This is a genomic window from Nocardia sp. CC213A (assembly GCF_030766805.1).
GTDB lineage: Bacteria > Actinomycetota > Actinomycetes > Mycobacteriales > Mycobacteriaceae > Nocardia > Nocardia otitidiscaviarum.
In genome coordinates, this window is sequence record NZ_JASFXA010000020.1 from 69,190 (window position 1) to 95,480 (window position 26,291).

General features: G+C 68.4%; 22 protein-coding genes. 9 read left to right on the plus strand and 13 right to left on the minus strand.

The genetic code is table 11. From position 1 onward, the window contains the following. Positions 1-444: 444 nt before the first annotated feature. The 4 genes from pheT to QJS31_RS29620 form a co-directional block, all read right to left on the minus strand. Positions 445-2,946, minus strand: coding sequence for a phenylalanine--tRNA ligase subunit beta (pheT, locus tag QJS31_RS29605; RefSeq protein ID WP_306358251.1), 2,502 nt, complete (start codon positions 2,944-2,946; stop codon positions 445-447). Between the two features lie 28 nt (positions 2,947-2,974). After that, on the minus strand, positions 2,975-4,036 hold the full coding sequence (gene pheS / locus QJS31_RS29610) for a phenylalanine--tRNA ligase subunit alpha (protein ID WP_282786062.1): 1,062 nt from the start codon (positions 4,034-4,036) through the stop codon (positions 2,975-2,977). Between the two features lie 189 nt (positions 4,037-4,225). Then, positions 4,226-5,188: a hypothetical protein gene (locus QJS31_RS29615; protein WP_029928939.1), complete on the minus strand. Its 963-nt coding sequence runs from the start codon at positions 5,186-5,188 to the stop codon at positions 4,226-4,228. A 72-nt stretch (positions 5,189-5,260) separates the two neighbouring features. After that, positions 5,261-5,980, minus strand: a complete 720-nt coding sequence (locus tag QJS31_RS29620) for a nitroreductase family protein (RefSeq protein WP_306358252.1) — start codon at positions 5,978-5,980, stop codon at positions 5,261-5,263. On the opposite strand from QJS31_RS29620, the gene QJS31_RS29625 reads away from it, so the two are divergent. Beyond that, the gene (locus QJS31_RS29625; protein WP_282785852.1) at positions 5,958-6,080 is read left to right on the plus strand and encodes a helix-turn-helix domain-containing protein; all 123 of its coding nucleotides are present in this window, start codon (positions 5,958-5,960) and stop codon (positions 6,078-6,080) included. The genes QJS31_RS29620 and QJS31_RS29625 overlap by 23 nt on opposite strands. Here QJS31_RS29625 and QJS31_RS29630 read toward each other — a convergent pair. Next, complete coding sequence (locus QJS31_RS29630; protein WP_282785847.1) at positions 6,043-6,552, minus strand: DoxX family protein; 510 nt, start codon at positions 6,550-6,552, stop codon at positions 6,043-6,045. The two genes, QJS31_RS29625 and QJS31_RS29630, sit on opposite strands and share 38 nt — an antisense overlap. 36 nt (positions 6,553-6,588) lie before the next feature. Then, a complete protein-coding gene (locus QJS31_RS29635; protein WP_306358253.1) occupies positions 6,589-8,040 on the minus strand; it encodes an MFS transporter in 1,452 nt (483 codons plus the stop codon). 103 nt (positions 8,041-8,143) lie between these two features. Between QJS31_RS29635 and QJS31_RS29640 the strand changes: the two genes are divergently transcribed. Then, positions 8,144-8,713, plus strand: coding sequence for a TetR/AcrR family transcriptional regulator (locus tag QJS31_RS29640; RefSeq protein WP_306358254.1), 570 nt, complete (start codon positions 8,144-8,146; stop codon positions 8,711-8,713). A gap of 276 nt (positions 8,714-8,989) precedes the next feature. On the opposite strand, the gene QJS31_RS29645 is transcribed toward QJS31_RS29640, so the two are convergent. The 4 genes from QJS31_RS29645 to infC all read right to left on the minus strand — a co-directional run bounded on the left by QJS31_RS29645 (position 8,990) and on the right by infC (position 11,301). Then, positions 8,990-9,802, minus strand: coding sequence for an RNA methyltransferase (locus tag QJS31_RS29645; protein WP_306358255.1), 813 nt, complete (start codon positions 9,800-9,802; stop codon positions 8,990-8,992). A gap of 114 nt (positions 9,803-9,916) precedes the next feature. Then, on the minus strand, positions 9,917-10,297 hold the full coding sequence (gene rplT / locus QJS31_RS29650; RefSeq protein WP_029928952.1) for a 50S ribosomal protein L20: 381 nt from the start codon (positions 10,295-10,297) through the stop codon (positions 9,917-9,919). A gap of 116 nt (positions 10,298-10,413) precedes the next feature. Continuing rightward, on the minus strand, positions 10,414-10,608 hold the full coding sequence (rpmI, locus tag QJS31_RS29655) for a 50S ribosomal protein L35 (RefSeq protein WP_029928954.1): 195 nt from the start codon (positions 10,606-10,608) through the stop codon (positions 10,414-10,416). 69 nt (positions 10,609-10,677) lie between these two features. After that, positions 10,678-11,301 carry a translation initiation factor IF-3 gene (gene infC, locus QJS31_RS29660; protein WP_282785024.1) on the minus strand — a complete coding sequence of 208 codons (624 nt, stop codon included), beginning with the start codon at positions 11,299-11,301 and terminating at the stop codon, positions 10,678-10,680. A 459-nt stretch (positions 11,302-11,760) separates the two neighbouring features. Between infC and QJS31_RS29665 the strand changes: the two genes are divergently transcribed. The 6 genes from QJS31_RS29665 to QJS31_RS29690 all read left to right on the plus strand — a co-directional run bounded on the left by QJS31_RS29665 (position 11,761) and on the right by QJS31_RS29690 (position 19,149). Continuing rightward, positions 11,761-12,132, plus strand: a complete 372-nt coding sequence (locus QJS31_RS29665; protein WP_282785021.1) for a DUF1844 domain-containing protein — start codon at positions 11,761-11,763, stop codon at positions 12,130-12,132. Between the two features lie 102 nt (positions 12,133-12,234). After that, a complete protein-coding gene (locus tag QJS31_RS29670) occupies positions 12,235-12,945 on the plus strand; it encodes an alpha/beta fold hydrolase (RefSeq protein ID WP_306358256.1) in 711 nt (236 codons plus the stop codon). 292 nt (positions 12,946-13,237) lie between these two features. Further along, on the plus strand, positions 13,238-14,065 hold the full coding sequence (locus QJS31_RS29675) for an LppX_LprAFG lipoprotein (RefSeq protein WP_282785019.1): 828 nt from the start codon (positions 13,238-13,240) through the stop codon (positions 14,063-14,065). A gap of 313 nt (positions 14,066-14,378) precedes the next feature. Beyond that, a complete protein-coding gene (locus QJS31_RS29680; RefSeq protein WP_306358257.1) occupies positions 14,379-15,839 on the plus strand; it encodes a fatty acid desaturase in 1,461 nt (486 codons plus the stop codon). A 176-nt stretch (positions 15,840-16,015) separates the two neighbouring features. Next, positions 16,016-17,128, plus strand: a complete 1,113-nt coding sequence (locus QJS31_RS29685) for a type III polyketide synthase (protein WP_282785023.1) — start codon at positions 16,016-16,018, stop codon at positions 17,126-17,128. A 35-nt stretch (positions 17,129-17,163) separates the two neighbouring features. Beyond that, positions 17,164-19,149, plus strand: coding sequence for an ATP-binding cassette domain-containing protein (locus tag QJS31_RS29690; protein WP_306358258.1), 1,986 nt, complete (start codon positions 17,164-17,166; stop codon positions 19,147-19,149). A 255-nt stretch (positions 19,150-19,404) separates the two neighbouring features. On the opposite strand, the gene QJS31_RS29695 is transcribed toward QJS31_RS29690, so the two are convergent. Then, complete coding sequence (locus QJS31_RS29695) at positions 19,405-20,256, minus strand: helix-turn-helix transcriptional regulator (protein WP_282778216.1); 852 nt, start codon at positions 20,254-20,256, stop codon at positions 19,405-19,407. 150 nt (positions 20,257-20,406) lie between these two features. Here QJS31_RS29695 and QJS31_RS29700 point away from each other — a divergent pair, with 150 nt between their 5' ends. Then, the gene (locus QJS31_RS29700; RefSeq protein WP_306358259.1) at positions 20,407-21,192 is read left to right on the plus strand and encodes a glucose 1-dehydrogenase; all 786 of its coding nucleotides are present in this window, start codon (positions 20,407-20,409) and stop codon (positions 21,190-21,192) included. Positions 21,193-21,320: 128 nt separating this feature from the next. Here QJS31_RS29700 and QJS31_RS29705 read toward each other — a convergent pair whose 3' ends face one another. After that, complete coding sequence (locus QJS31_RS29705) at positions 21,321-22,391, minus strand: DUF6585 family protein (protein ID WP_282778218.1); 1,071 nt, start codon at positions 22,389-22,391, stop codon at positions 21,321-21,323. 767 nt (positions 22,392-23,158) lie between these two features. Continuing rightward, positions 23,159-26,218: an excinuclease ABC subunit UvrA gene (gene uvrA / locus QJS31_RS29710; protein ID WP_306358260.1), complete on the minus strand. Its 3,060-nt coding sequence runs from the start codon at positions 26,216-26,218 to the stop codon at positions 23,159-23,161. Positions 26,219-26,291 lie beyond the last annotated feature (73 nt).

The following is a 26,291-nucleotide window of genomic DNA, read 5'->3' on the forward strand; positions in this document are numbered from 1 at the left end:
TCGGCCGACACGCGGAGGCTGGAACGTTCGTACCCGCAAACGGTCTCAGGGCCGCTCGACCCACAGTTACAGTGTGGCCACCTCTTTTCGAGGGGGTGGCGACCTGCCTGATCCGCGTCGCCCCGCCAGAAAGGAGGTGGTGGGTCATGGGGAAGCATTCCCGCACACAGGAAACCCCGGTCGACTGGGCATCCATAGCTTTGGGCGCTGCCCTCGTCGCCGGGGTTGTGTGCCTGATCCGACTGATACGTCGGGTTAGGTAACCCACACGGGTCGGGTGCCGTAGCAGCGGCACCTGGCCCTCACAGCCATCACACGGGGTGACGCCGTTCATGATACGCGATCGCCGGACGACACGACAGCGAAACGCGCAGAACATCGCAGGTCACCGCGATGACGACGGCCCGGATCCACGCGGATTCCGGGCCGTCGTCTGCCGATGTGTCAGCTTCGCAGCACCGCTCCCACCGCATCCGCCGCCGCGGTGACGGCGGCGTCGCGGGCGGCGCTGGCCTCGTCCTCGGTGAGGGTGCGGTCGGGGGCGCGGAAGCGCAGCGCGTAGGTGAGGGATTTGCGGCCCTCGCCCGCCTGCGCGCCCTCGTAGACGTCGAACAGGGCGATGTCCTCGAGCAGGTCGCCCGCACCGGTGCGCAGCGCGGATTCCACGGCGGCGGCCGGGGTCGATTTCTCGACGCTGACCGACACGTCCTGCAGGACCGCCGGGAAGGCGGAAACCACGGGGGCGGGCCGGTTCTCGCGCAGCGGCAGGGCGTCCAGGTCGAGTTCCAGGGCGCAGGTGCGCGGGGGCAGACCCGAGCGCTCCAGCACCGCGGGGTGCAGTTCGCCCGCATGGCCGACCACGGTGCCGTCCACCACCAGTTCCGCGCAGCGGCCCGGATGCCAGGGCAGGTATGCGGCGGTGCGGCGCTCGATCACCACACCGGCGGCGTCGGCGATGGCGTCGACCAGCGCGAAGGCGTCGGCGGCCTCGACCTGGCGGCCCTGCCCCCACGGGCCGCGCGGCTCGCGCTTACCGGTGAGCACGGCGGCGATGTGCACCGGCTGATCGGGCAGCGAGCGCAGCAGGGTGCCGATCTCGTCCTCGGTGGGGCGGCGGTCCACGGGCAGCGGATCGACGGCTCCGGTCTCGCTACCGGGCAGCACCACCTGGGCGATGCCGTAGATGGCGATATCCCGTGCGCCGCGCGAGATATTGCGACCCGCCACCTCCAGCAGTCCGGGCAGCAGGGTGGACGCCAGGTCGGGGCGCTCCGCGTCCAGCGGGTTGAGCACCTTCAGCGTCTTCCGGCGCGGATCGTCGGCGTCCAGCCCCCAGGTGTCGAAGACGGTGGCGGACATGAAGACCGGCGGCGGCACCTCCACGGCCCCGGAGAAGGCCAGCGCCTTGCTCACGGCGCGGCGGCGGCGCTGGTCGGCGGTGAGGCCGCGCCCGGCGGGGGCGGTGGGCAGCACCGACGGGATCTTGTCCAGACCCTCGAGGCGCAGCACCTCCTCCACCAGATCGGCGGGCCGCACCAGATCCGGCCGCCAGCTCGGCGGGGTGACCACCAGCTGACCGTGGCCGGACTCGCTGACATCGACGTCCACGGCGCAGCCCACCTGCTGGAGGCGGCGCGCGGAGGTGCCGGGCTCGTAGGTGACGCCCGCGGTGCGGTCGGCCAGATCCAGATCCATGGCGATGGGTGCGGGGGCCGGGGTGGGCACCCGCACGTCGGTGAGCACGGATTCCACCGTGCCACCGGCGATCTCGGCCAACAGGGTGGCGGCGCGGTCCAGCGCGGCGAGGTTCAGCTCCGGGTCCACCACGCGCTCGAAACGGCGGCTCGCCTCCGAGCCCAGCTTGTGACGCCGCGCGGTGCGGGCGATGGCGACCGGGTTCCAGGTCGCCGCCTCCAGGATCACGTCGGTGGTGGCGTCACCGACCTCGGTGCTGGCCCCGCCCATGACGCCCGCGAGCGAGATGACGCCCGAATCGTCGGTGATCACCACGTCTTCGGCGTCGAGGACGCGTTCGGCCTCGTCCAGGGTGCGCAGCGTCTCGCCCTTGTTGGCGCGGCGCACCACGAAACCGCCGGTGACCTTGGCGGCGTCGAAGGCGTGCAGCGGCTGGCCGAGTTCCAGCATGACGTAGTTGGTGACGTCGACCGCCGGGGAGATGGGCCGCACGCCCGAGAGCAGCAGTCGCCGCTGCAACCACCACGGGCTCACCGCCTTCGGGTCCACCCCGGTGACGCGGCGCACCGTGAACCGGGTGCACAGCGAGTCCGGTTCGATCTTCACCGACCAGGCCTGTTCCTCCGCGTCGGGCAGCAGGCGTACGGCGGGATCGGCGTATTCCAGGTCGAAGCCGCAGGCCAGTTCACGCGCCAGGCCGCGCGCCGAGAAGGCGTAGCCGCGGTCGGGGGTGATGGCCAGTTCGATGACGGTGTCGTCCAGGCCGAGCAGCTCATTGGCGTCGGTGCCCGGTTCGGCGGTGCCCGGTTCGAGCACCAGGATGCCGCTGTGGTCCTTGCCGATGCCCAGTTCGGCGACCGAGCAGATCATGCCATTGCTGGTGTGCCCGTAGGTCTTCCGCGACGTGATCTGGAAGCCGCCGGGCAGCACGCCACCCGGCAGCACCACCACGACCAGGTCGCCGACGGCGAAATTCCGAGCGCCGCAGATGATCTCCTGCAACTCCGGATTGCCGATATCGACCTTGCAGAAACGGATCGGCTTCTTGAACTCGGTCAGTTCGGTGATCTCCGCGACCCGGCCCACGACCAGGGGCTTGTCGATCTCGCCGCCGACCGGCCGCAGCCGATCGACCTCTTCGACCTCCAGCCCGACCCGGACGAAACCGGCATCGAGTTCCTCCGGCGTCACCGACCACTCGGGGGTGGTCCGCCGCAGGATTTCCGTCAGCCACGACTGCGCTACTCGCACTTTTTCGCTTTCCTCGTTGGGTCGGGGATCAGGACTGGATGCCGAACGGCAGCGTGAACCGCACGTCGCCCTCGACGATGTCGCGCATATCGGGCAGGCCGTTGCGGAACTGCAGGGTCCGCTCCAGGCCCATGCCGAAGGCGAAACCGGAGTACACGTCGGGATCGATGCCGGAGGCGGTGAGCACCTTCGGATTCACCATGCCGCAGCCGCCCCACTCGACCCAGCCCGGCCCGCCCTTCTTGTCCGGGAACCACACGTCCACCTCGGCGGACGGCTCGGTGAAGGGGAAGAAGCTGGGCCGCATGCGGGTGGTGGTGTCCGGGCCGAACAACGCCCGCGCGAAGGCGTCCAGGGTGCCCTTGAGATGCGCCATGGTCAGCCCCTTGTCCACGGCCAGACCCTCGACCTGTGAGAACACCGGGGTGTGGGTGGCGTCGAGCTCATCGGTGCGGAAGGTGCGCCCCGGGCACACCACGTAGATGGGCAGCTCGCGCGAGAGCATGGACCGCACCTGCACCGGTGAGGTGTGCGTGCGCAGCACCTGCCGCGAACCCTCCGGCGCGATGTGGAAGGTGTCCTGCATGGTGCGCGCCGGATGATCCGGCAGGAAGTTCAGGGCGTCGAAGTTGAAGTGTTCGGTCTCGACCTCCGGGCCCTCGGCGACCTCCCAGCCCATGCCGACGAACACATCGGCGACGCGCTCGGACAGCACGGTGATGGGGTGGCGTGCGCCGACCGCCGCGCGCGACGCGGGCAGCGTCACGTCGATGGTCTCGGCGACCAGCACCGCGGCATCGCGCTCGGCCAGCAGCTCCCGCTGCCGCGCCTCGAACGCCTGCGACACCCGCTGCCGGGCGACATTGACGCGCTTGCCCGCGTCGGCCTTCTCCTCCTTGGGCAGGGTGCCCAGCGACCGCTGTGCCAGTGCGATGGGCGACTTGCCGCCCATGTACTCGGTTTTCGCGGCCGCCAGTGCCTCCAGGTCGGCGGCCGCGGCAAACGCCTTCTCGGCTGCTTCCGCGGCGGCGGCGAGCGATTCCTCGCTCAATGCCGCGGTCTGCTCGGCACGGTCGATATCGTCGGCCACGATGTCCGTCTCTCCCCTGGGCTGGTACGAGTAGGGCGGATGCCCACCAAACATTCTTGCTGGTGGAATCCTAGGCGACGCACGCAGCCCATCTCACCCGCATTTGCCCGCGCCACGGCGGACGTGGCGCGGGACACCTACCGCGCGGGTGAACGCGGTGGTCGAGAGACGGTGGACGGTACCGGAAGCTCAGTTGCGCCCGGTGACATCCTGCGCGATCGCCGCGAGCCGGGTCTGGGCCGCGGAGACCACGCCGTGCCGATTCTTGTGCGCCTCCTCGTAGGCCACCACGGCGCGGACGTCGGCCGGTTCGGTCAGCTCCTTGATGGCGGCGACGGCCTGGTTGACGTTCAACTCCTCGTAGTCGTCGATCGGCAGTTCGTCGGGGTCGAGCACGCCGGTGCTGGTGCGCAGGGCGTGCAGGGCGTCGGCGGCGCTGTCGGCACCCTCCCGGCGGGCGACCCGCTCGGCCGTCTCCAGGGCGGCGTCACGGGAGGCCGAGATGGTCCGGACGGCGATATCACCGGCGTGCTGGCCGCGCTCGAGCAGGTCGCCGAGTGCGGGCGGGGTGGTGCGGAAGGTGTCCAGGGCGCGGTCGATGCCGCGCACCGACAGCGTGACCGGCACGTTGACCAGCCGCATCGTCGCGCCCGTGGCCGCCTGCAGCGGGGTGCGGCGCAGGGCCGCCGGACCGCCCAGCGCGTCCTCGGCCAGCACGGTGGTCAGCCACTCCACGGTGGCCGAATGCGCGGTGATCAGTCGATCCGCCAGCGCCACCACATCGGGCCGCCGCGCGGCGGTGGCCAGGGCCTTGATGTAGCGGGCGCGGTCGAGGAGCTGGTGTTCCAGGGCGAGATCGCCGAGCAGCGCCTCGTCGAACGGCTGCGCCTGTTCGACCAGCGCCTTGATCGCGGCGACGAGCCGACCCAGGAAGGGACCGACCAGCTGCGGCACGCCGCCGAGTTCGCGAATGGCGGATTCGATGGCCTCCACCCGGCGGCGGGCATTGTCGGCGTTCTCGGACAGCTCGCGGCGCACCGCGTCGGTCCGGGCCTGCGCGACACGGGTTTCGGCGATCTGGATCTCGGTGTCGGTCAGATCGCGGACGGTACGCAGCTGGGCCAGCAGGGTCGTGATGTCGCGTGTGCTCATGGTTTTCGTCCTTAGTCGCGTTAACAAGTCGCGTTGACATCGCATCGGCGCACCATTGCACCGCTCTGGTGACTACCCCGCTGTAGCGTCCGAAACGTCGCGCCGGGCCGTGGATCCGGCCCCATCGGCCGCCGGTGCGCGCCGGATAGCGGTCGCGGAACACCGTCGCCTGACCGGACGGCGGCCGGAATGGGCGCGCCGGGCCGCGGGATAGCCCACCGACATGAGCAGGGCACTGGCGAGGTCGTCGCGATCCTCGATGCCGATAGCCTTCTTGACCCGATCCTCGTCCCAGCCGTTCACGGGCGAGGCGGCCAAACCGAGTTCAGTGGCGGCGAGCATGGTGTAAGTGGCGGCGATCACGGCGTCCTTGACGGCGTCATCGCGCAGCAGGTCGCGCTCGGCCAGCGACTGCTGGAATCGGCTTGCCGCCGTGTCGAATCCGGAGATGAACTCCTCCGTCCAGGCGCCATTGCGGCGGGCCAGGTCGAAACGTCGGTGCGGTCGGCGCGCCACGCCTGCGGTTCGGCGACGAAGACCAGCATGACGGGGGGCCTCCCGCGGCTGCGGCTGTCCGTCGGTGGCCCGGACCAGATCCGCCCGGACCTCCGGATCGGTGACGACGACCAGCGAGCGGTCCTGGAGATTCCAGCTGGAGGGCGCCGCCACGGCCAGTTCGGCCAGGGTGTCGAGAGCGGCGGCGGACACCGGGTCCGGGCGGTAGTGGCGGATGGTGCGGCGGGTACGGATGGCCGTGGCGACGGACATGATGTCGGTCAGGTACGAACTCACCGCACTCGGCCGCAGTCTCGCGGAACCGATCGCGGCACTGCGAGACTGGGCCGAGCGGAATATCAACGAGATAGAGCGGGCGCACGCCGCGCCCGAATGAGCGGGACCGCCACCCCGGCCGCCCAGAGTGCGACCGCGATGTAGACGATCTGCTCGGGCAGGCGGAACCACAGCGGTGTGGCCGGGTCACCATTGAGCGGGATGTCGTTCACCGCCGCGTAGATATTCGCGGGGGTCATGAGCACGAGCAGCACGGCCAGGCCGATGCCCGCGATGCGGCGGGTACGGGTCACGATCAGCCCCAGCGCGCCGAGCAGTTCCAGGACCCCGGTTACGTAGACCAGGGCACCGGGGAACGGCAGGGCCGACGGGACCATGGTGGTCAGGTCGTCGTGGCTCGGCATCACATCGATGCTGTCGGGCGCGAAATGCGCCGCGCCGGTGAACATCAGCAGTACGGCCAGGCCGTGGGCGAAGGACACCCGCCAGGTGCTGAAGCGGCGGACGCCGAGTGCGCCCAGCAGGCGGAAGGCCAGGGTCGGGACGACCATGAGCATGAGGGTTCCGAACATGAGACGTTCCCAATCGAATCGGTGGGCACGGCGGGATCAGGCCGCGAATTCCGCTGCGGGGGTGCGCTCTTCGAGGAGTGCGGTGCGGGGGCGGCCGGGCAGCAGCAGGGCGATGAGGCCGCCGACCGCGACGATGGCCGCGCCGACCCACACGGCGGGCACCAGCCCGTCGGTGTAGGCGGCCGGGCTCAGATACGAGCCGTGGGAGGAGAAGACCGACGCCAGCACCGCCACGCCCATGGCCACGCCGACCTCGCGAATGGTGTTGTTGGTGCCGGAGGCCATGCCCTGATCGGCGGGGTCGGCGCTGGCCATCACCACCGCCGAGGCGGGCGCGAAGGTCAGGCCCATGCCGATACCGCCCAGCAGGAACGGCGGCACCAGGGCGGCGTATGCGACGTCCCCGGTGGTGACCAGCGCCATCCAGGCCAGCGCCGCCGCCAGGCACAGCTGGCCCACCGCGATGAGCACCCGCGCCCCCACCCGGTCGACGACGAGTCCGGCCAGCGGCGCCACCACCATCGGGGCCAGCGTCCACGGCAGCGTGCGGATACCGGATTCCAGCGGCGAGAGTCCCTGCACCACCTGGAAGAACTGTGCCAGCAGGAAGATCGAGCCGAAAACGCCGACGGAGAAGGCGAACAGGGTCGCGTTCACCGCACTGAACCCGCGCGACCGGAACAGCCGCAACGGCAGCATGGGTTCGGGCGCGCGCCGCTCCCACAGCACGAACGACAGCAGCAACACCGCACCGCCGACCAGTCCGGTGAGCACCCCGGCCGAGGTCCAGCCGTCGTCGGCCCCGTGGATCACGCCCCACACCACGGCGAGCACACCGCCGGCCGAGAGCACCAGTCCCAGCACATCCGAACGCCGTGCGCCGCCGAAGGATTCGCGCAGCGCCCAGGCCGCCAGCGGCAGCGCCAGCAGGCCGACGGGCACATTGATCCAGAAGATCCACTGCCAGCTCAGCCCGTCCACCACGGCGCCGCCCACCACCGGACCGAGTGCGACACCGAGACCGGAGATGCCGCCCCAGATGCCGATGGCGGCGCTGCGCATCCGTTCCGGCACCGCCGCCGACAGCAGGGTCAGCGACAGCGGCATCACCGCCGCCGCCCCGAAGCCCTGGATCGCTCGAGACAGGATCAGCATCCACGGTTCGGTGGCAAGCGCGCAGGCCGCCGAGGCGAGGGTGAACAGCGTGATACCGGCCAGGAAGACGCGGCGGCGGCCCAGTCGGTCGCCGAGGGCCGAGGCGGTGAGCAGCAGCGTCGCGAACGACAGCGTGTACGCGTTCACGAACCATTGCAGGTCGGTCAGGGACGCGCCGAGTTCGGCGCGGATGACCGGCAGCGCATTGGTCACCACGAGGTTGTCGAGCGTGACCATGAACATGGGAATTCCGACCGCGGCCAGGACCGCGGCGAGGGGACGGGGTGTCGCCGTGGGCGCGACGTCCGGGGCGCTGGTGAGGGTGGAGGACATACCCGAGATCCTTAAGTTGTTATCCACTGATAACTTACTGCCGAAAGAGTATGCATCCGCTGATAACATGTCAAGGCATACCGAGACGGAGGAGATGGCGGAGATGACCAGGACCCGGATGACGGCGAGCGAACGCGGCGAACAGGTGCTCACCGCGGCGATCGGAGCCTTCGCCGAATCCGGTTACGCCGCGACCAGAACCGATGAGATCGCGCGCCGCGCGGGCGTCTCACAGCCGTATGTGATCCGCCTGTTCGGCGGTAAGCGACAGCTGTTCCTGGCGGCGCTGCAGCGGGTGTGCGACCGCATCGAGGAGATCTTCCGCACCGCCGCCGCGGCGGCCGCCGCCGACGCCGCACCCGCCGAACGCCTGGCCGCCATGGGCGAGGCGTTCCACACCTTCCTCGCCGAACGCGAACTCGGCCTGGTGCTGCTGCACGGCTTCGCCGCCAGCTCCGATCCGGAGATCGGCACCGCGACCCGCGACCGCTACGGCCGGATGTACTACCTGGTCCGCGACCTGACCGGCGCGTCGGTGGCCGAGACCCGCCGCTTCATGGCCACCGGCATGCTCCTCATCGACATGGCCGCCATGGGAGCCATCACCGGGGACGGCTTCGGCACCGAGTGGGCCGCCGAGATCGTCACCGACCTCGCCGAACACGACGACTGAGCCCTCGATGTCGTGGTGTCGAGGGGTCCCCGCGCACGGCACAGCGAATGCCATTGCGCGCAGGGGAATCCGGACCCGCGAGCCGATGCTGGACGAGGGCGAGACCGCCACCTGGCGGCGGCCCGCCGATCGCCCCCCCGGGGGGCGGCCGTGCCGTGGGTGGAACGCACTATCCGAGTTCCGCCCGGCTGCGCGTCGACCCGCGCGAGGGTGCGCCCGAACTGTTCGTCATCGGCATGCTCGACAAGACGGTCGACCCCTCCGCGCCGCCCTCGGCTAGCGGCCCCGCCCGCGGTGCTGGACCCGGGCGCTCGCGTACAGGCAGATGGCCGCGGCGGCGGCCAGATTGAGGCTTTCGGCGCGACCGCGGATGGGAATGCGCACCCGGTGGGTGGCGCGGGCGGCGACGGCGCGGTCCAGACCGTGCGCCTCGTTGCCGAACAGCCAGGCGACGGGGCCGCGCAGGATGTCGTCGGCGTCGTCGAGGTCCACCTCGCCGCGGGCGGTGGTGGCCAGGACGGCGATACCGGCCGCCTCCAGCGCGTCGAGGGTGGCGTCGATATCGCGTTCACGGGCGACGGGGACGTGGAAAAGGCTTCCGGCGCAGGCGCGGACGCATTTACCGTTGTGCGGGTCCACCGAATCGCCGGCGAGCACCACACCATTCGCGCCGACCGCGTCGGCGACCCGGATGAGGGTGCCCGCATTGCCGGGGTCGGCCATCGCCACCGGCACCGCCAGCATGCGCGGCGACGCGTCCAATACGGTGCGCAACGGCACGTCGACCTGGCGGCAGACCGCGACCAGGCCGGGCGGGGTCACCGTCTCCCCCAACGTTTCCGCCGCGCGGTCGCTCACCAGCGTGGTGCGCACACCCGTCGCGGCCGCACCGGCGACCAATTCGTGTTCGCGCCCCGCGGCCTTGGCGGAGTAGAAGAGTTCCTCGACACGCCCGGTATCCAGCGCCGCCGCCACCGAGTTGGCCCCCTCGGCGAGGAAGAGCCCGGTCTTGCGGCGGGTATGGGCGCGGTGCAGTTTCACGGCGGCGACGACCCGCGAGTTGCGCCAGTCGATCGCTTCAGCGGTCACGGCCGCCCCGTCCTTTCTCACCCGTCGACAGCGACAAAGCGACGACCCGCGGAATGCGCTCGAAGAGCGCGTCCACGGGTCGTCGCGAGAATTCGGTTGTCACGCAGCCGCGAATCAGGCGGCGGGGGCGTTGACATCCTCCGGCAGCGCGGCCTTGGCCACGGCCACCAGACCGGCGAACGCCTCGGCGTCGGAGACGGCGATCTCGGCGAGGTTCTTGCGGTCCACCTCGACACCGGCGGCCTTCAGGCCCTGGATGAAGCGGTTGTAGGTGATGTCGTTCAGACGCGCGGCGGCGTTGATACGAGCGATCCACAGCTTGCGGAAGTCACCCTTGCGCGCGCGGCGGTCGCGGTAGGCGTAGGTGAGCGAGTGCAGCTGCTGTTCCTTGGCCTTGCGGTACAGCCGCGAGCGCTGGCCGCGGTAGCCCTTGCTGGCCTCGAGGATGGAACGGCGCTTCTTCTGAGCGTTGACGGCCCTTTTGACGCGTGCCACTTGTCAGTCCTTGTTCGAATCGTGGGCGCTGCGGTCGCGCCCGGAGTTGGTCGGTTGAAAGCGTCCGTAAACGGATCGCGGATGGCTGCTTCGGCCGGAGATCACTCGGCCGGAGATCAGAGGCCGAGCAGCTTCTTGACGCGAGCGACGTCCGCCTTGGCGACGACCTCCACGCCGTCCAGACGACGAGTCCGACGGGTGGGCTTGTGCTCGAGCAGGTGGCGGCGGTTCGCCTGCTGACGCAGCAGCTTGCCCTTGCCCGACAGCTTGAAACGCTTCGACGCGCCGCTGTGGCTCTTCATCTTCGGCATGGAATCCTCGTATCTGTCTCATACCGGCGGAACACAGACGTGTCCCACCGGTGCTACCTGAATCGTTCGTTACTGCGGTTTGTCCGCCTGCGCCGGAGCCGGCGCGTCGGCAGACGCCGCAGGGGTGGAGCTCGGCGCGCTGCCGGCCTGAACCGTCTTCTGCGCCTGCACCCGCGTCTTCGCACCCTTGTGCGGCGCGAGGACCATCGTCATATTCCGGCCGTCCTGCTTGGCCGAGGTCTCGACGTAACCGAATTCGGCGACGTCGGAGGCCAGCCGCTGGAGCAACCGGTACCCGAGTTCCGGTCGCGACTGCTCGCGGCCGCGGAACATGATCGTCACTTTGACCTTCGAACCCGCCTGCAGGAACCGAAGGACGTGACCCTTCTTGGTCTCGTAGTCGTGATCGTCGATCTTCGGACGGAGCTTCTGCTCCTTGATCACGGTCTGCTGCTGGTTCTTCCGCGACTCGCGCGCCTTCTGCGCGGTCTCGTACTTGAACTTGCCGTAGTCCATGATCTTGCAGACCGGCGGGCGCGCGTCCGGTGCGACCTCGACGAGGTCGAGGTCCGCCTCCATGGCGACGCGAAGTGCATCTTCAACACGCACGATCCCAACCTGCTCACCCCCCGGTCCGATGAGTCGGACCTCCGGGACACGGATGCGATCGTTGATGCGGGTCTCAGTGCTGATGGGGCCTCCTAGGTCAAGCGGTGTCGTCCAACGACCGCAAACGCTTAAACTGCAACCCCAATTTCAACACGAAAGCCCCGTGTCGGTATTTCTCCAACACGGGGCCCGAGTCGACCGGCCTGCGACGCAAACAGCTCGCATCGCACCTGTGCAGGAAGAATCCCACACGAGGAACCCATCAGAAAAAGATGGGCGACCGGACCGTCGAGCCTGGTAGTGACCGGCTGACGGTGGGAGTCGGGCTCCACTTGAAGCCCCGGTCGATCGCAGGAACCGATCCGGGACGGTCGTCGCAGGTCAGTCTAACAGCTGCGGCACGATCCGCCGAATCGGTCCCCCCGAGACCATTGACAAGCCGCTCGGTGCCATGCTCATAGCCATGAGCGAGCGCAGCGAGCGACCAGAAGACACAGCCGAGCTCTCGCTCGTGACGCCGCCGAGCGCCAGCGAGGTGGCGGCATGAGCGAGGCGACTGCTGATCCGGAATCGGACCTCATCGACGGCGAGTTGAGCGTACGCGAGCTGGCCGAGATCCCGGCCGTCGAGGTCATCAGCCGGGCCGCCGTCATGCTGATGAGCTCCGCCGCGGAGAAGCTGGGGCTCGGCGAGGCCGATCCCGCCGCCAGCCCGCACCTCGACCTGGACGAGGCCCGCCGCGTCATCACCGCCCTGGCGGGCCTGGTGACCGCGTCGGTCGAATACCTGGGCCCGCATGCCGGTCCCATCCGCGACGGTCTCCAGTCGCTGCAACGTGCCTTCCGCGAAGCCTCCGAACATCCGGACGCTCCGGGCGCGGGTCCGGGCGAGAAGTACACCGGCCCGGTCTACTGACCGCACGGCCCGTTTCGACGAATGCCCGACATCCGGACGCGACCGGCCGCCGGATGACCTTCTCGGCGAGAAGATGTCGGCGGCCTGTGCCATCCTTCGTCCATGGCGCGCATACTCCTGGTCCCCGGGTTCTGGCTCGGCGCATGGGCATGGGACGAGGTGGCGGAGGTACTTCGCGACGCGGGTGACGATGTCACGGCGCTGACGCCGCGGGGACTGGATCCCGCCGATGCCGGACGTTTGTCGACCACGCTGGAACAGCAGGCGCGGCATATCGTCGACGCGGTGCCGGAGGGCGAGCGGCGAGTGTTGGTGTTGCACAGCGGGGCCGCCGTCACCGGCTACCTCGCCACCGATCTGGCTCCCGAGCGCTTCGAGCGTGTCATCTACGTGGACACCGCGCCCGCGTGGCCGGGTTTCGCGGTGAATCCGGGCCTGGATCCCGCACTACCCGCGTGGGAACTGCCGGCCTGGGACGAGTTCCGGGCGGAGCAGCCGAATCTGCTCGACGGGCTGGACGAGGCGGCGCTGGCGCGCTTCCGGGAGCGCGCGGTGTCGGAACCCGCTCCCCTGGTGTCGGTGCCGGTGACGCTCAGCGACCGCCCACAGCGGTTCGCCGTCCCCACCACCATGATCTGTTCCAGCTTCACCACCGAGGTAGCCCAGCAGTTGCGAGACGCCCCGGAGGTCAGCCTCTTCGACGAGTTGGCGCATATCGACGCCGACTATGTCGACCTGCCCACGGGTCACTGGCCGATGTTCTCGCGACCGAAGGAACTCGCCGAGCTGATTCACGGAACCGCCAACCGATGAGCCGCGATTAACACTTCCCGCGATCGAATCGATTGTCAGACGGCACCGCCACCGCGGCGGCGCTGAGCGTTGCCTGATATTTGCCAGTCGACGGCACAAGTGTGAAACAACAACTATGAACATGGTTGCCTGGGAATAGTTCTCGCTGCACTTCCGACTCGATATGCGTAATGTCTTGCGCGGCCCATGATCGTGCCCGGCCTGTGCCAGGCCCGGACATGGGACGCAAACCGCTCGGGCAGTCCACTGCCCACCAACCGGGTCGTACGAGAACTCTCAACGGGGGTTGAACATGATTGAACTGTTGACGCGCAAGCGGACACCGCGCCGCTCGCGCACACGGGCCGGGATCGCCCCGGTCGTACTGGCGGCCTCGGTCGTCGCCGCACTGGTCTCGGGCTGCTCCAGCGGCTCCGATGATCCCGCCACCACCGCGGCCGCCCCGCCGCCGACCGAACTGCCCGACGGCGCGCAGATCGTGCAGGAATCCGCCCGCACCACCCAGACCTTGCAGTCGGTGCACCTCACCCTGAACGTGAACAACATCCCGAACCTCCCGGTGGAGATGGTGGACGCGGATGTCACCAACCAGCCCGAGGGCTCGGGGCAGGCCATGGGTGAGGCCAAGGTCCGCACCGCGGAGAACGAGCCCTTCATCGAGACCAAGTTCCTGGTCGTCGACAAGACCCTGTACGCGGCCCAGGACGGCGTGAAGTACGCCCCCATCGGCCCCGCCGAGAAGATGTACGACCCGGGCGTCATCCTCGACAAGGACAAGGGTCTGGCCAATGCCATTGCGCAGGTGCAGAACCCGCAGGTCGAGAAGCGGGAGACGATCAACGGCGTCGAGACCGTGAAGGTCACCGGCACCATCAGCGGCTCGGTCATCGACCCGATCGTGCCGCGCCTCGGCGACGGCGTCGGCGAACTCCCGATCACCCTGTGGATCCAGGACGTCGCACCGCCCACCACCTCCGCCGCTCCCCTGCCCTCCACCGCCGCCTCGCCCGGCACCGGACCGAACCTGATCAAGGCCGAGGTCACCAAGGATCAGGGCAGCATCGAGCTGGAACTGTCGGACCACGGCAAGCCCGTCACCGTCGCCAAGCCCGCGGGCTGACGGCGGACACGAGCCACGCTCGTGGATCGGAACCGGTCCGGGACAGCGCCAGGGCGGCAAGGATCGCCGCCGCGCGCCCCGGACCGGCTGTCGTTCCCGGGTCGCGCGGCGGCGCTCCGCTCGCGACCCGATGAGACATGAGACTCGCGAATCCCGGCACGGCCGGTTACGTATTCGGCCCGGGCGGCGATATCTGTGCGAACCGCACGTCCCGTCCGGCCCGCTGTAAGAGATTGTTCAGTGGAATGCAAGGCGCGGCAAGGACGATACGGTCCGAAGGCTATCGACTTGCTCGCGCGCGTGGAGGAATGACATGACCGACCGCCCAGACGTAGAGGAGCGGGAATTCCGTCGTCCTCCCCGTCCCGAGGGCCCGCCTCCGGTCTCCAATGTGTGGGTGTACAACGGTCGAGCCTACGACCTCAGCGACTGGATTTCCAAGCATCCGGGCGGCGAGTTCTTCATCGGCCGCACCAAGAATCGGGATATCACGTCGATTGTCGGTTCCTATCACAAGAATCCGGAAGGAATCGCCAAACTCATCGAGCGCTACGCACTCGACCGCGAGGCGTTGCCCGAGGACATCCATCCGAAGGCCAACGCGCCGGACTTCCTGTTCAAGGAGGGCTTCGACAGCTGGCGCGACACCCCGAAATACCGCTTCGACAACAAGGACGACCTCCTCCACAAGGTGAAGGCGCGGCTCAAGGATCCCGAGCTGGCGGCCCGCATCAAGCGGATGGACCGGTACTTCGACATCGTCGTCGCACTGTTGGCCGTCGCCTACTTCGCCGTACAGGGTCTACGGCTGTGGGATACCGGCTGGATGCCGTTGCCGCTGTTCGTCGTGCTGATGGTGCTGCTGCGCAGTTCGCTGGCGGGCTTCGGCCACTACGCCATCCACCGTGCCCAGAAGGGCATGAACAAGATCTACACGAATGCCTTCGACCTCAACTACGTCGCGCTGGCCTTCGTGACCGCGGACGGTCACGCCCTGCTGCACCACCCGCACACCCAGAGTGAAGTCGATATCAAGAAGAACGTCTTCACCATGATGATGCAGGTCCCGCGGCTGTACCGGGTGCCCGTGCACACCGTGCACAAGTTCGGGCACACCGTCACCGGCATGATCATGCGCCTGCTCGACGTCTGCCGCCTCACCCGCAAGGTGGGCATCAAGGACATGTACGGCACCTGGGGCGGCGCGCTGCCGCACTTCATCGGCTCGTTCGGAGTGCGGTTCCTGCTGGTCGGCGAGCTGGTGGTGTTCACCCTGGCGGGCGACTTCTGGGCCTGGGCACTGCAGTTCGTGATCACGCTGTGGATCAGCACCTTCCTGGTGGTGGCCAGCCACGACTTCGAGATGGAGACCGAGGAGATCGAGTCGAACACCGAGGACTGGGGCATCAACCAGCTCGAGCAGGCCTACGACCTGAAGGTGGTCGGAAACCGCTATGTCGACTGCTTCCTCTCCGCGGGATTGAGTTCGCATCGGGTGCATCACGTACTGCCCTATCAGCGCAGCGGATTCGCCAATATCGCCACCGAGGACGTCTTGCGCGAAGAGGCGGTGAAATTCGGGGTCGAATGGCTGCCCGCCAAGAGCTTCTTCACCGATCGTTTTCCCAAACAGATTCGCACCTACATCCTCGCACCCTCGGACGAGGCGAAGGACAAGAAGTGGGGCCTGGTGCGGGAGCACTGTTCACCGTCGGCCTTCAAAACCTGCGGAATCTACATGGTCCAGGGTTTCACCGGAATCGGAACGGTCTGAACCGATTCCGTTGCGGGCGATCACGTCACTGTTCGGCACGGGGACCGATCGCCCGATTCTTATCGAAAGAAGGGGAGAATTTCGTGTCCGTCACCATCGACGAGGGGGGCATCGAACCCACGGGGGCCATTTCCCACCGTAGCGAGGGCGAAGGGTTCGCCTACGATCTCGTGCATATGCTACCCACCCCGCCGACCACGGTCGGCGTGATCGAGGGCATCGCGACCGGGTCGCCGAGCGGTGTCTTCGATCAAGCCGAGGCGGCCGGTCGGGTGGCGGAACTGTTCGCCGATCCCGCTCAGCGGGCTCGCATTCCACGCGTCTACCAGAAGACCCGCATCGACACCCGCCACCTCGTGGTCGATCCACTCGACGATCGGTTCCTGCCCTTCAGCCGCCGACCCGGCACAATCCGGGAGCGCATGGACCTGTTCTACGAGCACGCGGTTCCGCTGGCCGTCGACGTGGCCCGGCGCGCGCTGGCGGGGGTCGCGGATCCCGCCGCCGAGGTCGGCCAGCTCATCTTCGTGACCAGCACCGGCTTCATCGCGCCCGGCGTGGACGTGGCGGTGGTCAAGCAGCTGGGGTTGTCGCCGACGGTCGGGCGCATCGTGGTGAACTTCATGGGCTGCGCGGCCGCTATGAACGGCATTCGCACCGCCACCGATTACGTGCGGTCGCATCCGGACAAGAAGTCGCTGGTCATCTGTATCGAACTCAGTTCGGTGAACGCGGTTTTCGACGACGACGTCAACGACGTGATCATTCACAGCCTCTTCGGTGACGGCTGCGGGGCGGTGCTCATCGGCGCGAGTCAGGTGCACCAGCCGCTCGCACCCGGCCGGGTCGTCATCCGGGACAGTTTCAGTCAGCTGTTCGACGATGCCGAGGACGGCATCGTGCTGCGCGTCAACGACGACGGCATCACCTGCGAGCTGGCCGAGAGCCTGCCGCACTACATTCTGCGCGGCGTCGATCCGGTGGTCACCGAGGTACTGCACCGCAACGGCCTGCACAAGACCGATATCGACCTGTGGGCCATCCATCCGGGTGGACCCAAGATCATCGAGGAATCCGCGCGCTCGCTGGGCATTCCGGTCGAGCGGGCGGAGCTGAGCTGGAACGTGCTCGCCGAGCACGGCAATATGCTCAGCGTCTCGCTGATCTTCGTGCTGGAGCGGATGATCCAGCAGTCCGAGACCGCCGCCCCGATCTCCACCGGGGTGGCCTTCTCCTTCGCGCCGGGTGTCACCCTCGAAGGGTTGATCTTCGACATCATCCGCCACTGATCGACCTCGTCGCTGTCGAAAAGAGCGCAGTAGCAATGCAACTCATCAGATTCCTGTTCTCGATCTCCTGGATGCGGATCGCGGCCGTCATCGCCGCGGGCCTGATCTGCGGTGTGGCCAACACCTATCTGCTCACCCTGATCCGCGGCGTGGTCTCCCCCGAGCCGCACCCGAACATCACGCTGCGGGCCTTCGTCCTGACGGCGATGGTCATCCTGGTCAGCGGGGTGGCGTCGCAGGTGCTGCTCATCCGGCTGGCTCAGGACGCCATCTACCGGCTGCGGGCGGAGCTGAGTTCCGGAATCGTCTCGGCCCCGCTGGAACATCTGGAACGGCTCGGCATGCACCGCCTGATGGCGACGCTCACCGAGGACGTGCGGTCGCTGTCACAGGCCGTGACGGCCATTCCTAGCATCTGCATCGACGTGGCCACCATCGTCGGCTGCTTCGTCTACCTCGCGGTGGTGTCCGGGCCGATCTTCGCGGTCACCGTGGCGGGCACGCTGCTCGGCATCGCCTGCGTGGAGATGTTCCTGAAGCGGGTGCGCCGGATCTACCAGGAGGCGCGGGAGAACGACGACGCGCTACTGCGTTCGTTCCAGGCGGTGACGCTGGGCATCAAGGAACTCAAGCTGCACCGGGGCCGCCGCCGCGACTTCATGGACAAGCATCTGCTGGGCACCGCCGAGCGGCTGCGCTCCCAGAATGTCGAGGCCGGGTCGAAATTCGCGCTGGCACAGGGGCTCGGACAGGTCCTGCAGCTGGCGACCATGGCGCTGATCCTGTTCGTGCTGGCCGCCGCCATGAACCTGCCCAAGGAGGTCATGATCGGGTACGTGCTGGTGACCACCTTCCTGTCCATGCCCATGCAGAACTTCATGCACCGGATTCCGGACCTGCTGCGCGGCGATGTGGCGCTGGCCAAGATCCGCACCATGAACCTGTCCATGGCGACCATGCACGACGAGGAGCGGCTGCCGTTCGGCGATCGGCCGCCGGTCACCGCGGCGCGGCTGGAACTGGTGAATGTCGGCTACAGCTATGTGGCCGAGCGGCCACCGCTGTTTCCGACGCCGGGAGCCGATGGGCCACCGCCCGTGCCGGGCCGAAAGGCAGGCAGTCCGGGTGGGCATCCGGCCCTGCCGGGCGGGCCGCCCACCCCGGGCGGACGGCCCGGCAGCCCGGCCGGACATCCCGGCGGGCAGGTCGGACCGGGTGGTCACGGGGGTCCGCCGCCGGGAGGTCCGCACGCCGGGGGTCCCGGTCCGCTCGGCGGCGGGCCGGGAGCGCACAACGGGACGCTGCGACCCGATGTCAACGGCAAGCAGCGAATCGTCCACGGCGGCCATGACGGTCGGCCCGTTCCACTGGACGCACCACCGCCCGAACGCGCTTCCGACGACGACGGTGGGTTCCGCCTCGGCCCCATCGACCTCACCTTCGAGCCGGGCCAGATCACCTTCATCGTGGGCGGCAACGGCAGCGGCAAATCCACCCTGGCCAAACTGATCACGGGGCTGTACGTGCCGCGCAGCGGGTTCGTGGAGTTCGACGGCGAGCAGATCAACCACGAGAACATCGAGTGGTTCCGGCAGAACTGCTCGGCCATCTTCACCGACTTCCACCTGTTCGAGGACTATCTCGGCTTCGACCGCCCCGGTATCGACGACGAGGTGCGGCACTACCTCGAGGAATTGCAGATCGCGCACAAGGTGACCGTGCACGACGGGCGGCTGTCCACCATCGACCTGTCCCAGGGGCAGCGCAAGCGGCTGGCCCTGCTGACCGCGCTGCTCGAGGATCGCGCCGTCTACCTGTTCGACGAGTGGGCCGCGGATCAGGAACCACGCTTCCGCGACGTGTTCTACCGCGAGATCCTCACCAAGCTGAAGGAACGCGGGAAGACGGTCATCGTGATCACCCACGACGACCGGTACTTCGACCTAGCCGATCAGCTGGTGAAGCTGGACTACGGGCGGCTGGAAGAGGTTTCGACCCCGGCGGCGGTGGCGGCGGAGTAGGTCGTTCCCGACGAGCGGAGCGGCGATCGGGGCCGCTGGTCGGACAGAACGCCGGACCGGCCGGGCCGCCGCCCGCCGCGTTCGACGCGCCGCAGCCGAGCGTGAACCACCCTGGTTCGGACCGGCGGCGACATCCGATCCGACCACCGCGAGTCTCGGGTGCGGGCGAGCGAAGGGTCGGCGGCGTCCGATCCGGCCGCGGTGATCGTCGGGCGCGGCCGAATTGATGGCCGCCCGTCCATTGATGGCCACCCGTCAGACAGAGGCGAGGTCCGCCTCGCACAGCAGCGCCCCGAGCCGCTCGGCGGTCTCGGTGCCGGGTCGCGGATTGTAGAACTCCAGGTACCAGTCCGGATGGTCGATGACCATCAGGGTGGTCTTGTCGAAGACCAGGTCGCCCACCCCGGGATGCTGGACCGCTTTCACCGACCGGGTGGGGGCGGCCACATCGTGGCGCTCCCACAGCCGCGCGAATTCGGGGCTGGCCGTGATCAATTCGTCGATCACACGGGCGAAGGCGGGATCCCCCGGGGCGTGCGCGGCATCCGCGCGGTAGGCGGCCACCACCTCCGGGGCGATGGCCGCCCACTCGGTGTGCCGGTCACGGTAGCGCGGATTGGTGAAGAACGAGATCAGGCAGTTGTGGTCGCCGTCGTCGTAGCCGAACACGGCGGTCGATCCCGCGTTGACGGCCAGGATGTTCCAGTAGCGGTCACGCAGGATCGCCGGTCGCGGCGACCAGGCGTCGAGCAGCTGCCGCAATTCGGGTTCCACCGTGCTGGCGACGCCACGCGGGCGCGGCGGCCGCAGTCCGGCCAGCACGAACAGGTGCGCCCGCTCAGGGTCGGACAGCCGCAGTGCCCGGCTCACCGCGTGCAGGATCTCGTCGGAGACATTGATATCGCGCCCCTGCTCCAACCAGGTGTACCAGGACACCCCGACCCCGGCCAGCTGCGCGACCTCCTCGCGCCGCAGTCCGGGGGTGCGCCGCCGCCCCGAGGTCACCAGCCCGACATCGCCGGGGGTGAGCCGGGCGCGCCGGGTGCGCAGGAAGTCCCGGAGCTGTGCATGCCGTTGCTCTTTCGCCGCCGCGGTTTCGCTGACCATGCCTAGCGCAACGCGGCGACCCGCCCGGCTACTCCCGAACCCGCCGAATATTCCCCCTCGTCCGGACGACTTCGTCGCCAGCCTGGTGGTGGTGAACCCGGGTTGATCGCGCACTGTTTGCGCTCCGGCGCGCCGACCAGACTCGACGGCATGACGCACAGCACTTCCCGATTCGAGAACAAGATCGTCCTTGTCACCGGCGGCACCAGTGGTATGGGGCTGGCCGCCGCCCGGCGGCTGCTGACGGAGGGCGCGACCGTCGTCATCACCGGGCGTGACAAGACCCGGCTGGACGCCGCCGTCGCCGAACTGCGTTCCACGGCGGGCGGGTCCGAGGACCGGCTGCTGGCGGTGCGGGGCGATGTGGCGGCACTGGCCGATATCGACGCGCTGGTGGACGTGGTGCGCGAGCGCTACGGCCGGCTCGACGCGGTCTTCGCCAATGCGGGTGTGGCCTCGTTCCAGCCCAGCGCCGAGATCGCCGAGGCCGAATTCGACCGCGTGGTGGACATCAACTTCAAGGGCGTGTTCTTCACCATCCAGAAGACCCTGCCACTGCTGGCCGACGGCGGCGCGATCGTGATCAACGCCTCCTGGACCCTGCACCGCGGCATGCCCGGCGGCGCGCTGTACGCGGCCACCAAGGCCGCCGTCCACAACCTGGCCCGCACCCTGGCGGCGGACCTGGCCCCCAGGGGAATTCGGGTGAACTCGGTGAGCCCCGGCTACATCGAAACCCCCATGTTCCACGACAACGTCTCCCCCGACGCCGCCACCGAGGTCGTCACCGCCGTCGCCGCGGGCCGCACCGGCACCGCCGACGAAGTGGCGGCAGCGGTCGCCTTCCTCGCCTCCGACGAGGCCGGCTACATCAACGGCCAGGACCTCGTCATCGACGGCGGCCTGGTCGCGGCCATCCCCGGCGCGATGGTCTGACACGGCCTGCCGCACGACCGGGGGGTGACGGGCGATACGACAGCGCCCTCTCCGCCCGGGCGGTGCCGTGGATGCGGAGTCTGCGTTCGTCCACCGCGCTCGGGGCGAGTCCTGGTCGTGGTCGACGTTCAGCCCTGTCGTTCCCGGTCTCGCCGCAACCGTTCGACGGCCTTCGCGACACAGGTCGCACGGTCCGCGCCGGGGAGCTTCCCGCGCTCATAAGCGATCAACCGCTCAGCGGCCGCATGGTCCTTCATCACCATGGTGAGCAGCACCTGGAACTCGTCCGGCGTGGCCACCGGCACAGTCGGCGCCGGTCGCGACGCTGGTCGGCGGGTACCCGGCCTGCGATTCTCGGCGAGCAGCCGGTGCGCCAGCGTCAGGAATACGTGGATATTGGGGACCTTGCGGACCGGAATACTGATCGGCATGAGCCGACGCTCTCCCCCGTATACACACAGATTGCCGTGCCGCACCTCGATCTGGTGGACCTGGGACCATCGGACAGACTTGGCACCGACACCGACCTCGTACGTTGTCAACCGGAGTGCGCCGAACACCACGATCTCCCCCCGGTACAGCTTCTCGACCGCGGCGGGCAGTTGGGCCGCCGTCACTCCGTCCTGGATGACAGCGCCCCAACGGGCGGCGTTGGGCAGTCCACCTTGCGAATAGTCCTGCAGTCGCAGTTGCTCGCCCTCGACATCGAGCAGGGTGTAGTCATGGGTGGTCTTGGTCTCCAACAACCCGTATAACATATGCCGGACGTGCTCCTGATGAACCACCGTCGTGTCATAGCGCACAGCGCGTACCTCGTCATTGTGGGCGAATACCAGGCCGCGATCGTAGAGATCCAGCCGGACCGCCCGATACGTCGCGGGTCCGAACAGGCTCTGGTGCATGCTCTTCACGAACGCGACCCCGAGCAGCAGAGTCAACGGCACCAAGACCACCAGACCGACCACGTTTCCGGCCTTGCCACCCATTTGGTCTGTGCGGGTGAGGAGTTCGCTGATCATAACCACCACTGTCGTGGCGAGTAGTGCCACGACGATCCCCAGTATCAGCATCCAGCCCTGAATCCTGGCGACCATGCGCGCATGAACCTCACGATGAGCACCCAGGTCCGCGTCGTACGCGGCCTGATGCACCCGATCGCGCAGTGCGTGCTCGTCGTACCCCTGCAGATCCTCGACCATCGAACTTCCTATCCGAGGCGACCCGAGCCACTGCCCCGGAGGTCTTCCCCATCCCATCCAGATCGCCCGAAACGGCGTCAAGTGCACCGCCGCGGCGCAGCGGGTCCGATGCACGAACCGGGGAGCCGGTCCGAACCGGCGATTCGCACGCTAATGGCTGTCGGTCGCACCCGCCATGGGGAATCCGGTTGATTCGGTCGTGACCGACGGTCCTGCGGCAGCCGCCCGGTGATCCGATGTCGCCCCGCCGAACACCGGTCGCTCGCACCGGTCGACACATCCATACGGCCGACGATATGGGCCGGCACATATCGGCAGCGTATCGAAAACCCGAAAGGCGTCGAAAAGGCTTCCACACCTTGACTTTCGGCAAACACCGGGTCCGGGCGCTGCTACCGACCGTGTCGAGCGAGACAGCTCTCGGCCCCGCCGGACCACCAGGGCCGCCGTCCGCACACTGGTCCGCACCCCCGCGTCCGCATTGGCCCCCAAGGGATTCGGGTGTACTCGGTGTGCCCCGCGCACCTCGACGGCCAGCACCTCGTCATCGACGGCGGCTTGGTCGCGGCCATTCCGGATGGCTCGAGCGATGCCGTCACGGATCGCGGCAGGAGGTCGCGGACACGCGACCACGTGTCAGCGGACGTGTGCGGGGTGAACGCGGGTGACCGCTCGAGTCTCGACCCGAGCCGCTCCGGTCACCGAGTGGCCCGGAGCCGAAAAGTTCCGGGCCACTTGCCATTCGCCACCAGTGGACGCCCCGGCGGCTAGCGCAGGGCGGCGGCCTTGCGGCGGGCGGCGGCGGCCTTCTTGGCGGCGGCCTGTTGTTCCGGGGTGGCCTCGGACTTCGTGGTCGCCCGCTTGGTGGTGGGCTTCTTGGCCGCCGGGGCGGCTGTGGTCTTGGTCGGGGCCTTTTTGGTCGCGGCAGTCTTCTTCGCGGGTGCGCCGTTGGTGGTGGCCTTGGTGGTGGCGCTCTTGTCCAACACCTCGCGCAGGAACTGGCCGGTGTAGCTGTCGGGGACCGCCGCGACATCCTCGGGGGTGCCCTGGGCCACGACCGTGCCGCCGCCGGAGCCGCCCTCGGGGCCCATGTCGATCAACCAGTCGGAGGTCTTGATGACGTCCAGGTTGTGTTCGATGACGATGACCGTATTGCCCTTGTCCACCAGGCCGTTGATGACCGCGAGGAGTTTGCGGATGTCCTCGAAGTGCAGGCCCGTGGTGGGCTCGTCGAGGATGTAGACAGTGCGGCCGGTGGAGCGCTTCTGGAGTTCGGCGGCGAGTTTGACGCGCTGCGCCTCACCGCCGGACAGCGTCGGCGCGGACTGGCCCAGGCGCACATAGCCGAGGCCGACGTCGACCAGGGTCTTGAGGTAGCGGTGGATGGAGGTGACCGGTTCGAAGAATTCCGCCGCCTCCTCGATGGGCATGTCGAGCACCTCGGCGATGGTCTTGCCCTTGTAATGCACCTCGAGGGTTTCCCGGTTGTAGCGCGCGCCGTGGCAGACCTCGCACGGCACATACACGTCCGGCAGGAAGTTCATCTCGATCTTCAGGGTGCCGTCACCGGAGCACGCCTCGCAGCGGCCGCCCTTCACATTGAAGGAGAAGCGGCCGGGCTGGTAGCCGCGCACCTTGGCCTCGGTGGTGGCCGCGAACAGGGTGCGGATCTTGTCGAACACCCCGGTGTAGGTGGCCGGGTTCGAGCGCGGGGTGCGGCCGATGGGCGACTGGTCCACCTGCACCAGCTTGTCCAGATGGTCGAGCCCGTTCACCCGCTGATGCCGCCCCGGCACCTGCCGCGCGCCATTGAGCTTGTTGGCGAGCACCGTGGCGAGAATGTCGTTGACCAGCGTGGACTTTCCGGAACCGGAGACGCCGGTGACCGAGGTGAGCACGCCCAGCGGGAAGCTGACGTCGATGCCGCGCAGATTGTGCTCGTGTGCGCCGACCACGGTGAGCTGCTTCTTCCTGTCGATCGGCCGCCGCACCAGCGGCGCCTCGATCTGCTCCCGCCCGGAGAGGTACGCGCCCGTCAGCGAGGTCTTGTCTTCCAACAGCCCGGGATACGGTCCCGAGTACACCACCTGGCCGCCGTGCTCACCCGCCATCGGGCCGATGTCGACCACCCAGTCCGAGGAGTGGATGGTGTCCTCGTCGTGTTCGACCACGATCAGCGTATTGCCGAGATCCCGCAGCCGCGTGAGGGTTTCGATGAGCCGCCGGTTGTCGCGCTGGTGCAGGCCGATGGACGGCTCGTCCAGCACGTACAGCACGCCCACCAGACCGGAGCCGATCTGGGTGGCCAGCCGGATGCGCTGCGCCTCACCGCCGGACAGCGTGGCGGCGGCCCGCGACAGCGTCAGATACTCCAGCCCCACGTCGAGCAGGAAGCCCAGCCGGGCCTGGATCTCCTTGATCACCTGCGCGGCGATGGCGGCCTGCCGCTCGTCCAGGGTCAGCGCGTTGAGGAAGCGCGCCGCCTCGCCGATGGACAGATCCGAGAGATCGGCGATGGATTTGCGCTCCGCACCGGTCTTCAGCGTGACGGCCAGGATCTCCGGCCGCAGGCGCGCGCCGTTGCACACCGGGCACGGCACATCGCGCATGTACCCGTCGTAGTGCTCCTTCATCTGCTCCGATTCGGTGTTCTCCATGCGCCGCTGCAGGAACGGCATCACACCTTCGAAATCGGCGTAGTACGAGCGCTTGCGGCCGTAGCGGTTGGTGTAGGAGACGTGCACCTGATCGGAGCTGCCCTCCAGCACCGCCTTGCGCGCCTTGGCGGGGAGGTCCTGCCAGGGGGTGTCCATGGAGAAGCCGATGGCCTCGGCCAGACCCGACAGCAGCCGGGTGAAGTATTCGGCGGTCTGCCCGCGCGACCACGGGGCGATCGCACCCTCGGCCAGGCTCAGCTCCGGATCGGGCACCACCAGTTCGGGATCGACCTCCTTGCGGATGCCGAGGCCGGTGCAGTCCGGGCACGCGCCGTAGGGCGAGTTGAAGGAGAACGACCGCGGTTCCAGATCCTCGATGTCGAGGGGGTGGCCGTTGGGGCAGGCCAGCTTCTCGGAGAAGCGGCGCTCCCGGTCGTGCGCGTGCTCGTCCCGGTCGACGAAGTCCAGCACCACGATGCCGTCGGCCAGCCGCAGCGCGGTCTCGATCGAATCCGTCAGGCGCTGCTTGGAACTCGGCTTCACGGCGAGGCGGTCGACGACCACCTCCACATCGTGCTTCTCCTGCTTCTTCAGCTTGGGCGGATCGGTGAGCGGATACACCACACCGTCCACCCGGACGCGCGAGTAGCCCTGGGTGTTCAGCGATTCGAACAGGTCGACGAATTCGCCCTTGCGGGTGCGCACCACCGGCGCGAGCACCTGGAACTTGATGCCCTCGTCCATGGCGAGCACCTGGTCGACGATCTGCTGCGGCGTCTGCTTCTGAATGTGCTCACCGCAGACCGGGCAGTGCGGGGTGCCCGCGCGGGCGTAGAGCAGGCGCAGATAGTCGTAGACCTCGGTGATGGTGCCGACGGTGGAGCGCGGGTTGCGGTTGGTCGACTTCTGGTCGATCGACACCGCCGGGGACAGTCCCTCGATGAAGTCCACATCGGGCTTGTCCATCTGGCCGAGGAATTGCCGGGCGTACGCCGACAGCGATTCCACGTACCGGCGCTGTCCCTCCGCGAAGATGGTGTCGAAGGCCAGCGAGGACTTGCCCGAGCCCGACAAACCGGTGAACACGATCAGGCTGTCGCGGGGTAGGTCCAGGTCGACCCCTTTGAGGTTGTGCTCCCTCGCACCGCGCACAGTCAGGTGTTCCGCCACAGGGCTGTCCTTCCAACGTTTCGGCATCCAGAGTTACCCCCGACGCCATGCTATGCGCGCCCACCGACAAGTT